Annotated in this window: 15 protein-coding genes and 1 pseudogene; 9 read left to right on the forward strand and 7 right to left on the reverse strand. The window is 45.4% G+C overall.

The window, feature by feature from the left end:
- The 4 genes from FEF09_RS25725 to FEF09_RS25740 all read left to right on the forward strand — a co-directional run.
- A partial coding sequence (locus FEF09_RS25725) for a Calx-beta domain-containing protein (RefSeq protein ID WP_222597148.1) occupies positions 1 to 481 on the forward strand: 481 nt, incomplete at its 5' end.
- Positions 478 to 708, forward strand: a complete 231-nt coding sequence (locus tag FEF09_RS25730) for a hypothetical protein (protein ID WP_146307770.1) — start codon at positions 478 to 480, stop codon at positions 706 to 708. The genes FEF09_RS25725 and FEF09_RS25730, both read left to right, overlap by 4 nt.
- A gap of 109 nt (positions 709 to 817) precedes the next feature.
- Positions 818 to 1135 carry a hypothetical protein gene (locus FEF09_RS25735; protein ID WP_146307771.1) on the forward strand — a complete coding sequence of 106 codons (318 nt, stop codon included), beginning with the start codon at positions 818 to 820 and terminating at the stop codon, positions 1133 to 1135.
- The gene (locus FEF09_RS25740; RefSeq protein ID WP_146307772.1) at positions 1132 to 4539 is read left to right on the forward strand and encodes a Calx-beta domain-containing protein; all 3408 of its coding nucleotides are present in this window, start codon (positions 1132 to 1134) and stop codon (positions 4537 to 4539) included. The genes FEF09_RS25735 and FEF09_RS25740 overlap by 4 nt, the downstream gene beginning before the upstream one ends.
- Positions 4540 to 4632: 93 nt before the next feature.
- Here FEF09_RS25740 and FEF09_RS25745 read toward each other — a convergent pair whose 3' ends face one another.
- The 3 genes from FEF09_RS25745 to FEF09_RS25755 all read right to left on the reverse strand — a co-directional run bounded on the left by FEF09_RS25745 (position 4633) and on the right by FEF09_RS25755 (position 6867).
- Positions 4633 to 5235: a TetR/AcrR family transcriptional regulator gene (locus FEF09_RS25745; RefSeq protein WP_146307773.1), complete on the reverse strand. Its 603-nt coding sequence runs from the start codon at positions 5233 to 5235 to the stop codon at positions 4633 to 4635.
- A gap of 141 nt (positions 5236 to 5376) precedes the next feature.
- Positions 5377 to 5970 carry a TetR/AcrR family transcriptional regulator gene (locus FEF09_RS25750; protein ID WP_146307774.1) on the reverse strand — a complete coding sequence of 198 codons (594 nt, stop codon included), beginning with the start codon at positions 5968 to 5970 and terminating at the stop codon, positions 5377 to 5379.
- A gap of 144 nt (positions 5971 to 6114) precedes the next feature.
- The gene (locus FEF09_RS25755; protein ID WP_146307775.1) at positions 6115 to 6867 is read right to left on the reverse strand and encodes a hypothetical protein; all 753 of its coding nucleotides are present in this window, start codon (positions 6865 to 6867) and stop codon (positions 6115 to 6117) included.
- A gap of 377 nt (positions 6868 to 7244) precedes the next feature.
- On the opposite strand from FEF09_RS25755, the gene FEF09_RS25760 reads away from it, so the two are divergent.
- The 4 genes from FEF09_RS25760 to FEF09_RS25775 all read left to right on the forward strand — a co-directional run bounded on the left by FEF09_RS25760 (position 7245) and on the right by FEF09_RS25775 (position 9478).
- Complete coding sequence (locus FEF09_RS25760; protein WP_146307081.1) at positions 7245 to 7490, forward strand: hypothetical protein; 246 nt, start codon at positions 7245 to 7247, stop codon at positions 7488 to 7490.
- A gap of 395 nt (positions 7491 to 7885) precedes the next feature.
- Positions 7886 to 8479, forward strand: a complete 594-nt coding sequence (locus FEF09_RS25765; protein WP_146307082.1) for an inclusion body family protein — start codon at positions 7886 to 7888, stop codon at positions 8477 to 8479.
- A gap of 142 nt (positions 8480 to 8621) precedes the next feature.
- Complete coding sequence (locus FEF09_RS25770; protein WP_146307083.1) at positions 8622 to 8921, forward strand: c-type cytochrome; 300 nt, start codon at positions 8622 to 8624, stop codon at positions 8919 to 8921.
- A gap of 2 nt (positions 8922 to 8923) precedes the next feature.
- Positions 8924 to 9478 (forward strand): DUF1772 domain-containing protein, encoded by a 555-nt coding sequence (locus FEF09_RS25775; RefSeq protein WP_261387659.1) that lies wholly within the window; start codon positions 8924 to 8926, stop codon positions 9476 to 9478.
- A gap of 84 nt (positions 9479 to 9562) precedes the next feature.
- On the opposite strand, the gene FEF09_RS25780 is transcribed toward FEF09_RS25775, so the two are convergent.
- From FEF09_RS25780 to FEF09_RS25795, 4 genes are all read right to left on the reverse strand, one after another.
- The gene (locus FEF09_RS25780) at positions 9563 to 10960 is read right to left on the reverse strand and encodes an aminopeptidase P family protein (RefSeq protein WP_146307084.1); all 1398 of its coding nucleotides are present in this window, start codon (positions 10958 to 10960) and stop codon (positions 9563 to 9565) included.
- 270 nt (positions 10961 to 11230) lie between these two features.
- The gene (locus tag FEF09_RS25785) at positions 11231 to 11791 is read right to left on the reverse strand and encodes a group I truncated hemoglobin (protein WP_146307085.1); all 561 of its coding nucleotides are present in this window, start codon (positions 11789 to 11791) and stop codon (positions 11231 to 11233) included.
- Positions 11792 to 11811: 20 nt separating this feature from the next.
- Positions 11812 to 12048: a hypothetical protein gene (locus FEF09_RS25790; protein ID WP_146307776.1), complete on the reverse strand. Its 237-nt coding sequence runs from the start codon at positions 12046 to 12048 to the stop codon at positions 11812 to 11814.
- 8 nt (positions 12049 to 12056) lie between these two features.
- Complete coding sequence (locus FEF09_RS25795; protein ID WP_146307777.1) at positions 12057 to 12239, reverse strand: hypothetical protein; 183 nt, start codon at positions 12237 to 12239, stop codon at positions 12057 to 12059.
- A 499-nt stretch (positions 12240 to 12738) separates the two neighbouring features.
- Between FEF09_RS25795 and FEF09_RS25800 the strand changes: the two are divergent.
- Positions 12739 to 13049 (forward strand): annotated as a pseudogene (locus FEF09_RS25800) (hypothetical protein); the annotation flags it as partial.

The following is a 13049-nucleotide window of genomic DNA, read 5'->3' on the forward strand; positions in this document are numbered from 1 at the left end:
CACCGTAGCTGGTACCGCTACTGCCGGCGCTGACTACACATCTTTGGGTACTTCTGTGATCATCCCGGCTGGTCAGAACAGCGTAACACTAACTGTTCCTGTACTGGATGACCAGATCATTGAAGCGACCGAAACGGTCGTGGTAAATGTAACAGGTGGTACCACTATCAGCATCGGTACATTTACTGCCAATGCAACAAATGCTACCGCGACTGTTAACATCAACGACAACGATAATACTGCTGTCAATAAAGTCATCAGTATTGTTGCTGCAAATGATGGTGCTGAACCTGCAACAAACGGCGCGTTCACAATCAGTCTGCCGACAGGCGTAAGCGTAAATGAAGACGTAACTGTCAACTTTACAACGACCGTACCGCTACAGCGGGTGCTGACTACACTGCATCAGGTACAACTGTTATCATTCCGCCGGACAAAACAGCGTAACGCTGACTGTTCCGGTACTAGATATCATCATTGAGTCTCCTGAAACAGATTGTTACGATCACAGGTGGTTCTGCTACAGCAGCTGGCGCCTTCACAGCCAGTGTAAGCAATGCTACTGCTACTATCAACATCACCGATAATGACAATACCGCCACTAATAAAATCATCAGTATCGCTGCTGCGAACGATGGTGCTGAACCAACAACAAACGGCGCATTCACTATCAGCCTGCCAGCAGGTATAACGGTAATGAAGACGTAACGGTTAACTTCAGCGTAACGGGTACAGCAACCGACGGTGTTGACTACACCTCCCCTGGTACGTCTGTTATATCCCGGCTGGTCAGCATAGCGCAACACTCACCATCCCTGTGCTGGATGACCAGATCATTGAAGCCAGTGAGACCGTTATTGTAACTATCACCGGTGGATCTGCAATCAATGCGGGTACATTTACGGCCGGCGCTACCAACACCGCTACCGTGAATATCAGCGATGATGACAATACTGCCATTAATAAAGTCATCAGTATCGCTACTGCGAATGATGGCGCCGAACCAGCTACTGATGGTGCATTTACGATCAGTCTGCCGACAGGTGTTACCGTGAATGAAGACGTAACCGTCAACTTCACAGTGACGGTACCGCTACCGCTGGTGCGGACTATACCGCCTTTGGTGCTTCGGTGATCATTCCTGCCGGACAAAACAGTGTAACGCTGGCTGTTCCGATAAGAGATGATCAGGCGATTGAAGCGACTGAAACAGTCATCGCCACTATTACTGGTGGTACAGCTGTCAACGCCGGCACATTTACCGCCGGTACTAATAATACGGCTACGGTGAACATCAGCGATGATGATAACACCACTATTAATAAAATCATCAGCATCGTTGCTGCAAATGATGGTGCTGAACCAGCTACCAACGGAGCATTCACTATCAGCCTGCCAACAGGTGTAACGGTGAATGAAGACGTCACGGTTCAGTTCAGTATTGCCGGTACTGCTACCGCTGGTGCTGACTATACTGCCCCCGGTACTTCCATCATCATCCCTGCAGGTCAAAATAGCGTAACGCTGACGATCCCTGTGCTGGATGATCAGATGATTGAGGCACCAGAAACGGTGATCGTCACAATCATTGATGGTACAGGTGCTACTACCGGTGCATTTCCCGCCAGCACCACAAATGCTGTCGCCACTATCAATATCGCTGATGATGATAATACTCTTGTCAATAAAACGATCAGTATCGTTGCTGCGAATGATGGTAGCGAGCCATCTGCCAATGCTGCGTTCACGATCAGTCTGCCGGCAGGTATTACAGTGAATGAAGATGTAACTGTAAACTTCAGCGTTGCCGGTACTGCTACGGCAGGTAGTGATTATACTACCCCGGGCACATCCATCATCATCCCTGCAGGTCAGAATAGCGTAACGCTGACGATCCCTGTATTGGATGATCAGGCAATAGAATCTACTGAGACGGTGATCGTCACTATAACAGGTGGTACGGCTACTGCGGCCGGTACATTTACGGCCAGTGCGACCAATGGAACAGCTACTGTGAATATCAGTGATGATGACAATATTGCTGTCAATAAAGTAATCAGCATTACTGCTGCAAATGATGGTAGCGAACCATCCACTGACGGCGCATTTACAATCAGCCTGCCAACAGCTGTGACGGTGAATGAAGATGTGACGGTGAACTTCGGCATTGCCGGTACCGCGACAGCTGGTGCAGACTATACTACCCTGGGTACTACGGTGATCATTCCGGCCGGACAAAACAGTGCAACGCTGACAATTCCTGTATTGGATGATCAGGTCATTGAGTCAACCGAAACGGTGATCGTTACAGTAACAGGTGGTACTGGCATAAGCACAGGTGCCTTTACTGCCAGCACGACCAATGCAACAGCCAGCATCAATATCAGCGACGACGACAATACTGTCACCAACAGGATCATCAATGTCATCAATACCAACGACGGCAGCGAACCTGCCACTAATGGTAATTTCGCTGTTAGTCTGCCAACCGGCATCGTTGCTTCGGAAGACATTGTGGTTAGCTACACATTAGCGGGTACCGCAACTGCGGGCACCGACTATACTACCAGCGGTACCACGATCACTATTCCTGCGGGACAAAACAGCGTCGCATTACCAATAGTAGTCAATGATGACCTGCTCATGGAAGGAGACGAAACTGTGATTGTCACAATTACAGGCGGCACAGCTATCACCACTGGTATTTATACACCGGGTACTGCCAGCGCCACCCTGATTATCGCTGATGATGAAAATACGTCCGCTAATAAAGTGCTCAGTATTTCAAGAAATGCGGATGCCGCAGAACCTTCTGTCAATGGCAGCTTCACTGTAAGTCTGCCAGCCGGCATCAGCGCAACAGAAAACATCAACGTTAATTATACGATTGCCGGAACAGCCACTGCGGGTACTGATTACGCAACGCTCAGCGGATCTGTGATCATCCCGGCAGGACAGAGCAGTGCGAACATAGACGTGATCGTCAATGATGATCAGCTGATAGAGGGTAACGAAACGGTAATCGCAACTATCACGGGCGGTACCGGTACTGCGCTCGGTACATTCACTGTCAGCACCACCAATAATACCGCTACTGTCACGATCAGTGACGATGACAACACAACAGCGAATTCCACTATCAGCATCACCACATTGAATGATGCTGCGGAACCAGCTACAACCGGTAATTTCACCATCAGCTTACCAACAGGTATTACTGCTGTGGAAGACATTACGGTTACTTACAACACAAGTGGTACGGCTACGCCGGGCATTGACTATGCTTCTTTAACCGGCAGCATCGTTATCCCTGCCGGACAGAATAGCGTTACACTGCCGGTAACTGTTGTTGATGACGGACTGATGGAAGGTACTGAAACAGTGATTGTCAGCCTTAGCGGAGCATCCGCTGCCACACTGGGTACATTTACGATCAGTACGACCAATGCACAGGCAACCGTTAATATCAATGATAATGACAATAGTGTTGTCAGTTTTGAAACATGGAAAACAGCCGCCCTGCCTGCTGACAATACAGATGGTAAGATTGGTCAGGGCGAGCAGATCACTTATACCATCTTCATCCGTAATACCGGTAATGTCAATATCAGTCAACTGACAGTACAGGATCCGGTGCCTGCTTATACTTCTTATGTAAGTGGCGGTGCGCTGATCGGCAATAATGTAAACTTCAGCATTGTGGACCTGCAACCAAATGCTGTCAGTCAGGTAAGCTTTGTTGTGCAGACCTATGATAACCTCAATGGCGTACAAAACATTACGAATGTGGCACAGGTAAGCGATGGTACGACTACCCACAATACGGTAGCCTGCGACCCTGCCGATCCAAATTGTAATGGTGGAAATCAGACGATTGTTCCGGTACGTGAACTGCAGGGAGATCTGGTGATCAGCAAACAGGCCGTGACACAGCCAACCAATGGTCAGTACTATGTATTGGGTGATAATATCACTTATGAGATCGTTGTGCGCAATGTGGGTGAGAAAACATTTACCAACATCGCGATTACAGATTCGCTGCCGGCTTCGCTGGATATGCCAACTTATTATATCAGCAGCAAGGGTAGCATCATTACCAGTCCTGCGGCCAGAAAGGTGATTGCAACCGTTGATCAGCTGCTGCCGGAAGAAAAAGTAACGCTTACCATCACCTGCCGTGTTAATAATAAAGAGATCGTCAACACTGCCTCTGTAAGCGCAGACGAAACAGAAACAGATCTCTCTAATAATACAGCCGTAGCTACTGCGGCCGCCTCTATAAGAGATCTGGCATTTATCAATGCATTCAGACCGGGCAATGGTGCGAATAACCGCTTCATCATTGTAGGACTGGAAAAATACCCCGGCTCAAAACTGCTTGTTTACAACAGATGGGGCTCATTGGTATACCAGTCTAATGACTACAGAAATGACTGGAGAGCATTGGATCTGCCAATGGGAAGCTATATCTATGTAGCCGAAGTGAAGAAACCGGAAGGTGTGGTTGTGTATAAAGGTGATTTCATTATCATCAGATAAACACCTCCCTTGTTATAAAAGAGAAAGGCGCCTCGCAGTCAGCGGGCGCCTTTCTCTTTTATTTCATTTTGCTGTACAATGTGACGGGATGGATTATGCTGCGGAGGCAACGGTAGTTGTCTGTCTGAGCATATCCAGCACTACGTTCCTGTTGAATGTATCTGTGTTGTCTTTGTAAATACGTCCCAGTCCGATAAGACCGTGTACAACTGACCATTGGAGGAAATACCTGCGTGCGACTTCTTCTGTAGAAAGGATCTCTCCGTTAGCCGTCTGTCTGATCACGTCCTGTATCAGTCCGGCAAATACGTCGATCTCCGGAGAAGAGCTGTTATCTGCACTCAGAGGAATGCCCATACCAAACATCAGCTGGTAATATTCCTTTTCTGTCTGCGCGAAATGCAGATAAGCCATCCACATTGATTGCAGCTGCTGCTCCGGCTGTTCCTGTTCCTGTTGTGCGGTAGTAATGCCGGTAGCCAATAATCTGAAACCGGCACGGGCCAGCTCTCTCATAATGGCTTCTTTATTCTGAAAATAGTCATAGATAACCGGCGCAGTATGCGCGATCATTGTAGCTATTTTCCTCATGCTGACAGCTTCCCAGCCGTTTTCTTTTGCCAGCGTGAATGCAGCGTCCAGTATACTGGCACGGATCTCTTCTTTCAGTCGCGATTTTTTATCTTGAGCTTCCATGACGATGATAATTAGTGGTATTATTAAGACTATTCAGTCTATTTTATAATAAAAAAATATATAAGTCCTTTTTGACGTATAGACCATTTAGTCTTTTATCAACAATAAAAAAAACAGCCAACGGTGGGCTGTTTCATACAATTAAATAAGACTATATGCTATAATTTCTTTCTTCATTGCCCTTATGGCTGTCTTCATGGGTAATGGTGATCCCATCACACGAGACATCAGAAAGGCGCCCTCCATAGTAGCAAAGAGCTTGATGGCGAATTCTTCCGGATTGACCTCCGGAGATAACTCACCGGCTGCAATGCCTTCCTTTATAATAGTGACCAGATTCCTGTTAGCGGCTTTAATCACCGATTGTACCTTTTCACGGATGGCCGGATTGGTATCATCTGTATCTACTCCAAAGTTAAGAATAGGACAGCCACCATGGACAAAGGAGTTATCCAGCGGATTTGTATTCATTTCAGCATAAGCCAGTAGTTTGTCTACAGATGTTTTATGCTGTTGCAGTATATTCATCCGGCGGTTAGCCACCTTATCCAGCAGGTATGCTGCGCTGGCCAGTGCTAATTCATCTTTACTCTGAAAATGTCCATATAAACAGCCTTTGGCCACTTTAGCCGCCTGCAGCACTTCATCAATAGAAGTACCTGCAACGCCTTTTTCGTTGAATATGTCCGCAGCCTGTTCTATGATCAACTGCCTCGTCCTTTCTGACTTTTTCATCTCCAGAGATAATTGATTCTGTCAAAATTAGACTAATTAGTCTGATCAGACAAATAATTGTGCGCCGGACAGGCACATAAAAAGCCGTCCACTATAGTGTGGACGGCTTTCACCTTTCTTTACCAAATGGTTATAATTACATGACTATCTTAACTTATGCTCAACCGACATGCTGTTTTCCAGCGCAGACTTGAGTCTGTTGTTGGTATCGACATCTGCGTCGATGCTCAGCACGATCTTGCCGCCAGTGAAGGTACCGGTAAAGTCTCCTATCTGCAGTTTGGACATTACGAGATTCAGGTCCAGTTTAAGTTTACCGTCAAAGGAGAGACCATCAGCACCGATAGCCACATCGTTGCCTGTTGCTGTCAATTCAATTTTACCTACTATAACTACCTCAACAGGGATGTCATTACCCTGCCAGGTGATCCGGCCTTTCATCAGGATAGCAGGTTTCTGCTTGTCACCCTGCACACGGAAATAAACTTTTACATGATCAAAGTTGCCGACCGGCAGCATGATACTGCCCAATGATGTACTATCAAGAATATCAATAAAGCGGTCTGTCTTAATGCTCATATTGATTTCGTCTGCTCCGCTTTTAGCCGCGAATTTCAGTTCCCTGAACCTTACTTTGATGCTATCCCAGGTCAGGTCAAATCTTAAAGAAGGGAAAGATGCAACAGACGGGTCATTAATGATTCTGGCGAGGCGTTCTCCCCCGGAACCATCAATAGAACCACTCGGATTAACTGCCTGAATCTGGTAGTTGACAGTGGCATTGCCCTCTTGCTTTGCAGGGTCTACCGTTTCGTCAGATGATTGCTTCGAACACGCAGTAAACAATGCAGCAACCAGGGTCACAGTTGTGCACAACTGTAGGAAGGATTTTTTCATGAGTGAAATTTTGGTTTAAGTGTTTCCAATAAAATTGAGGTAAGAAAGGTTTTTCCAGTTGATATGTCTATTCCTCCCCTGCGATGCCGGATAATGGCTACAGTTCTTTCAAATAGAATAGATAGATGGTTTCAATAATGCGTCTGCCGGTAAATCAGGGGCGCAATCCCTTCAACAATTATCATACCGTAACACTGAACAAAAAATCTCCCTTGGGCGTATAAATATTGCTGCATTAACCTGTTGAGATTACGGCCCGCATTGCGTGCCACTGTGAGGAAATATATCAATACTCAATTCAGTAATGAGCCCGCTGATAACAGCCGGGGCTGTCATTAAGGTCTGATTCTTGTGTTCATAACCGAAAATTGATAACTATGAATAAATTATCATTTAACTTATTAGTTGACGGTGTTCCATACATGGTAAAAGCGGAACCTTTTTCTTTCAATGATGAGCAACGTTATAATGTAAGTTTTAATGGCAGCGAGACATACATTTTTGCCTGGGATGAAGAAACATTACGATATGCCCCGGTGGGTGATGTAGCATCTACTGTACCGGTGTCTCTTGAACAGGAAATTGCGAACAGATTGTATGAGGTTACTCCTGCCAAAGAATAGTAATGTCCTTTTCCCTGTACCTATTTTCTGAAATATAATTGCACGATCGAACAAAACACCACGCGTCCTGTTATTATTGCCGTGAGACCACTATTACTCAGATAACCAGTTTCCTATTCGCAAAAGACCTCAATCATCAGGACAATCATGAAAAACATAGTACACCGCAGCACCCCTTTCCATCATTCAAAAGATCATCTATGGCATATCAATCTCTGATCTTCAGATAATATACTATCTGACAGGAGAACTGTCTGCCTCCATTGCAATCTGCTATTTCCTGCCGGGGAATACAGTCCTTCTTTTGCCCGCTATATAGCAATACATACACAAATCTTAAATGGCGTATACCGAAAAGCCGAAAAAGAGTAGGTAATAATTTTAAACCACATTTTATGTCTCAAACCGCTACAGCCACCAGTCGCGCAACGCAGGGCAATATCCTCGATGTGAACGACCAGCTCGTCCATGTAATGTTCCTCGTAGACACTGCGTACATCTATCAGAACCATCAGTCCCAGATCAGCACCGATCCCAACAATCCGATGCCTATTGATCACAACTCGGAAGTAATGGCCTGCTCCTTTGTGAATAAACCATCCAAGCAGGGAACTGCTGATCTTTCCTTCTCAGTACCGAATCAGTCTACTGTAGCTTTCTGGGGATCTTCACTTTCCAATAATGGTCATGATGCTATCATCATCTACGGTATAGAAAGAAATACAAATCTTGGTCCTACAGGCGACGTATTTAATCCTTTCGTTATGAACAAGACTTTGTTGCCAGGTGGTGTGATCCCTTCCGGCAGCGTTAACGGATTACCTGCAACAACAGAATCCCGTAACATCTACGCACTGACTTCTACTGTGAAAGCTAAAGGCACAGAGAATTTCGTGATCAAATTCGGTCTTTATTTATTCGATGCCGATACGCAGACGCAGAAATTATGGAGTTACTGCCAGTGGGATCCAACCATTACTGTATATTAATCAGTTTCTTCTCACATCACATACACAGACGTATTACGAGAGCAGTCCGCCGTCAGCGGACTGCTTTTTTGCATTTACAGATACCTGACGGTTTTGTTCTATTTTCCGCCCCTGCCCCACCCTAATTTTGAGAAAAAAAGATATGCAGTCCATACGAATCGTCCTCTTCTTTCTATTATGCCTGCTGCTGACAAGCGCATTTACGGCTCCTGCGGAAGAAGGTCGCACCCTTTATGACCATCATTGTGCCCGCTGTCATGGTACAGATGGAACAAGGGGCTTATTGGGGGCTAAGAATCTGCAGAAAAGCCAGTTGTCCGACAGTGCTATTTTCATTCAGATCAGCAATGGCAGGCGGATCATGCCCGCTTTCAAAAAGCGGATGAATCCCGATCAGATGACAGCCATCGCCAACTATATTAAAAGCTTTAGAAAACTATGAATATGACAAGCAGAAAAACTAATCACATGTTTACCTTCTCCTATATAATAATGATACTTACGGCTGTAACAACTGCCTTGATCAGCGGCCTATTCTACGCGTGGTCCTGTTCTGTTATTCCGGGTCTGGCCCGGGTATCTGACAGTACTTATCTGGAGGCTATGCAACAGATGAACAGGGCCATATTAAACCCTGTATTCTTTCTGAGTTTTATGGGTACTGTGTTATTGCTCCCCTTGTGTACTTATCTGCAATACGGCCCCGTGTTATCTCCCCTCTTCTGGCTCTTGTTGCTGGCATCTATTGTATATCTGGGAGGCACTTTTGGCGTGACGATGTTTGGCAATGTACCGCTGAACAATATGCTGGACGCTTTTAATTTGTCTGCGGCAAGCGTTACTGATCTTGCAGACATGCGGATTAAATTTGAGCAGCCATGGATATATCTGCATACTATCCGTACAATAGCCAATGTCATTGCATTGATACTGGTTGTAATGGCTTGTGTTAGTCCGACGACCGTTGCTGAACGTATTCCGTTGTTACATCGCCCGTGATACCGCCAATCTATCACCTGTAAAAAGAAGGAGTCCGCCGGCGGCGGACTCCTTTACGATATAATATATGGGTTAGTCTGTAGTCTATTGTCTTAACGCTTCGACAGCTGCGATTGTTTTTGGCAACTCTTTACCTAACTTCCTGCTACCTGTTTCCGTAATCACAAAGTTATCTTCTATACGGATACCACCAAAATCACGATAGCTTGCGAGCGTGTTATAATCAACAAAGTTACTAAGTTTATTCTCAGCAACCCAACGATCTATCAATTCCGGAATAATATAAATGCCCGGTTCAACTGTCAGTACAAAACCCGGTTTCAGCTCACGGCCCAGTCGCAGGGACTTCCAACCGAATTCCGTACTTTTTTTCAGTGTATCGGAATAACCTACATATTGTTCGCCCAGATCTTCCATATCATGTACATCTAATCCGATCATATGTCCGAGACCACACTGGAAGAACAAGGTATGTACACCTGCTGCTACTGCTTCTGCAGGATCTCCTTTTACCAATCCGATCGCTTTCAGACCTTCCACCAGTTTAACAGATGCCTGCGTGTGTACTTCTTTATATTGAATGCCGGGCTTCAGCAGATCTGCTGCATGGTCCAGTGCATCCAGTACTACCTGATACATTTCCCTCTGACGGGTAGTAAACTGTTTTCCTACAGGGAATGTCCTTGTCAGGTCGCCTGCATAGTGCATCGCTGTTTCTGCACCGGCATCACAGAGTATCATGTGTCCTTCAGCTACCTGATTGCCATGGAAGTGGTTATGTAATACCTGACCATTGATCGTCAGAATAGTAGGATAAGATAAACGTCCACCTGCTGCTAATGCCGCTTCTTCTACTTTTGCTGCGATTTCATATTCCTTCATACCGGGTCTGGTATATTTCATAGCAGCCAAATGCATATCCACACTCACTGAAACTGCTGCTTCCATCTCCGCTATTTCATCCGGATCTTTGCATTCACGTTGTGTGATCACTGCCTTGATCAGTTCCAGAGATACGGCTTCCTGTAAACCCGCAACAGACAGCTGCAACCATTCGGCCAGTTTAATCTTATTCTCCGGACGATAAGGAGGCAAAATGTGTATCCGGCGTCCGGTATCTTTTGCTTTCTTCAAGACTTCGCCCAGCTGCGCATAAGGTGTTGTCTTAGCAATACCTACCTTCTGAGCCAGATCCTGTAATGAAGGTAAAGGACCTGTCCAGATGATATCATCAATCCCTGCCTCTCTTCCGAAAAGTATTTCTTCTCCGGATTCAGTATCCAGTACAAGTGCCAGTCCGGCTATATCAATACCTGCATAGTAAAGGAAAGTGCTGTCCTGACGGAAAGGATAAGTATTATCCGCGTAGTTCATACTGCTGTCGTCATTTCCCATCAGGAGAATAAGACCTTTTCCGACATTAGCGGAGAGCTTTTGTCTGCGTTTGGTGTAAACGAGTTCATCAAACAAATGTAAATGCATAGACGTTCTTAGTGACGGATGAAGTTAGGATATAGTAGTCGGATGGAAAAAAAAGAATTAGCAATCAGGAATGCGGCGGAGTGTTATAAGGATGGTTATGAGCATGATGCTGACGATAGCCGTTATGGATGGCATGGTTATGTTCAACTGACTCAGGGCTTCGTCATTCGACGGAAGCCCTGAATAATCTGAGAGTTATATGTTATACTTCTTTTTCCAGACGTTCTATATTTTCATCTGTCGGCGATTGTCTCTCTCGTTCCCGATTGATTAACTCTTCTGCACCACTACTGGTCGCAGGGTCTCTACCAAAGCGCCTACCTGACCAATCAGCTGATCAGACAAACCATTCTTTTTTGCAGCAACAACCAGATCAGCGATAAAGGCGTCGAAATCTGCATTGGAAGCTTTTCCATTCATACGCGGATTCTTAACAGGATCGTGTGCGTCTTTCATATTCAGCCCACCATAAGTAAAGCTTTTTCCACCGGTAGCGACACAGATGAAATCTGTCAGATTTTTACTGAGTCTTTCGAAACCACTGGTGTTGCCAGTAGTCACTTCTGCCAGCAGCACTGTAAAGAAGCCATTGATCTTTGCATCACCTGCGATCACGAAGATGGCGCTATCCACCACAGAACGGATACCGAGTCTGCCTTGCTCGATCTTCATGCCGGCATTGGCAGGATCGTTCACCATGGCGGAACCACCAAGGGAATCATAAAGGGACATTTTTGTAACCATGGGGGCATCATCGTCTTTCTTACAGGATTCCATTAGTCCGACGAAGGCAACAAGCCCGAGCATAAATAACCACGCTGATTTTTTCATATGATAATATTGATTAGCCGTTAGAAAATATGTTTAAACACACCCGATAACTTTGTGGTGAATGACTGCGCCATGGCAGGACAACCGCTTTTCATCTCTTCCTCGCTGGGTAAATAACGTTGTGCAGGATAGTGAAAGGCTGTCTGGAAATTGCTGACAATACTACCAGCACTGGTTTTCACGGGAAAGAATGTAAACACTACTATATCAGTAGCCGGATTAACCATCACTCTGTCCACACCGTTCTGCTGATACAACCATGCAGCTATCTTATCCGCATCCTGTTGCGAATATCCTGCCTGATGTCTATTCTGGCCATGATACGGGTATTAGCACCCGGTGGCTTGGGGCGCGTTACCATATAGATATGCACCGCAAGCACTACTACGAGACACAAGGATATACCTCCGGCCCATAGCAGGATCTGCTTTAGTTTTTTCGTGATCATAAAAGGTCTTGATTAATTAACGTGAGGTCCTGTGCATGTGCACTGACAGGATTACCGGCATGTATATTATATCTGCTTCCTTATCGGTTTTAGTGAGTTAGTCTGTACAATGCTATTGGCTAAAACCGGTACATGATTAGATACGGGGAATTAATATGTGCGGATTTAAAACATAAAAGAAATTTTCACTACTGATATGAGCAATAGCCGCCTTGCAGCCGTTTTAACTGCCACTACGTAAATGACTTCAGTTTGGATTTTCAGATACATTCATCCCTCTTTTTAACAATCAGATATAGAGCCTTCCTATATCCGGATAGAAAACTCCGATAAACACATTGTTAGGAATCCTACCTATATTTGAATTATCAAAATCAATCACACTAATTAATAGCATCATGAAAACATCACAGCTACAGCAGCACTGGTTCTTTTCACTATATTATCCGCTTTTGCCGCACCGGATTGTGATTCCTGTAAAAGGCCAACATCCACTGTCATGAAGCAGATTAAGATCATCTCCGCCAGTGTTACACACAATAAGAAATGGGGACAACTTGAATTTGAGATCATCGTTAAAGGACAGGCTGGTAAGAGTACATCAAAGCCTGCCGGTAAGATGAATGGCGCTCCGGTAGATGGTTATGTATTCCCTACTACGCTTAGTCCGGAAGACGTGGGATTCAGCAAAACAGCCGGCATCCTTGCACTGGCGCTGACTGCTCACCCTGACTTTGACGACACACCATTATGGGATGAAGACGGCGATGGCAATTATAGCAATGATAAGATCGTATGGCATCCTCACTG

Source organism: Chitinophaga pinensis, from assembly GCF_007896845.1.
GTDB classification, from domain to species: domain Bacteria; phylum Bacteroidota; class Bacteroidia; order Chitinophagales; family Chitinophagaceae; genus Chitinophaga; species Chitinophaga pinensis_C.

Coding starts and splice junctions, on each gene's coding strand:
- FEF09_RS25745 (WP_146307773.1), bottom strand. CDS start 5,235: ATGGAAGCTCAAGATAAAAAATCGCGACTGAAAGAAGAGATCCGTGCC.
- FEF09_RS25750 (WP_146307774.1), bottom strand. CDS start 5,970: ATGAAAAAGTCAGAAAGGACGAGGCAGTTGATCATAGAACAGGCTGCG.
- FEF09_RS25755 (WP_146307775.1), bottom strand. CDS start 6,867: ATGAAAAAATCCTTCCTACAGTTGTGCACAACTGTGACCCTGGTTGCT.
- FEF09_RS25760 (WP_146307081.1), top strand. CDS start 7,245: ATGAATAAATTATCATTTAACTTATTAGTTGACGGTGTTCCATACATG.
- FEF09_RS25765 (WP_146307082.1), top strand. CDS start 7,886: ATGTCTCAAACCGCTACAGCCACCAGTCGCGCAACGCAGGGCAATATC.
- FEF09_RS25770 (WP_146307083.1), top strand. CDS start 8,622: ATGCAGTCCATACGAATCGTCCTCTTCTTTCTATTATGCCTGCTGCTG.
- FEF09_RS25775 (WP_261387659.1), top strand. CDS start 8,924: ATGACAAGCAGAAAAACTAATCACATGTTTACCTTCTCCTATATAATA.
- FEF09_RS25780 (WP_146307084.1), bottom strand. CDS start 10,960: ATGCATTTACATTTGTTTGATGAACTCGTTTACACCAAACGCAGACAA.
- FEF09_RS25785 (WP_146307085.1), bottom strand. CDS start 11,791: ATGAAAAAATCAGCGTGGTTATTTATGCTCGGGCTTGTTGCCTTCGTC.
- FEF09_RS25795 (WP_146307777.1), bottom strand. CDS start 12,239: ATGATCACGAAAAAACTAAAGCAGATCCTGCTATGGGCCGGAGGTATA.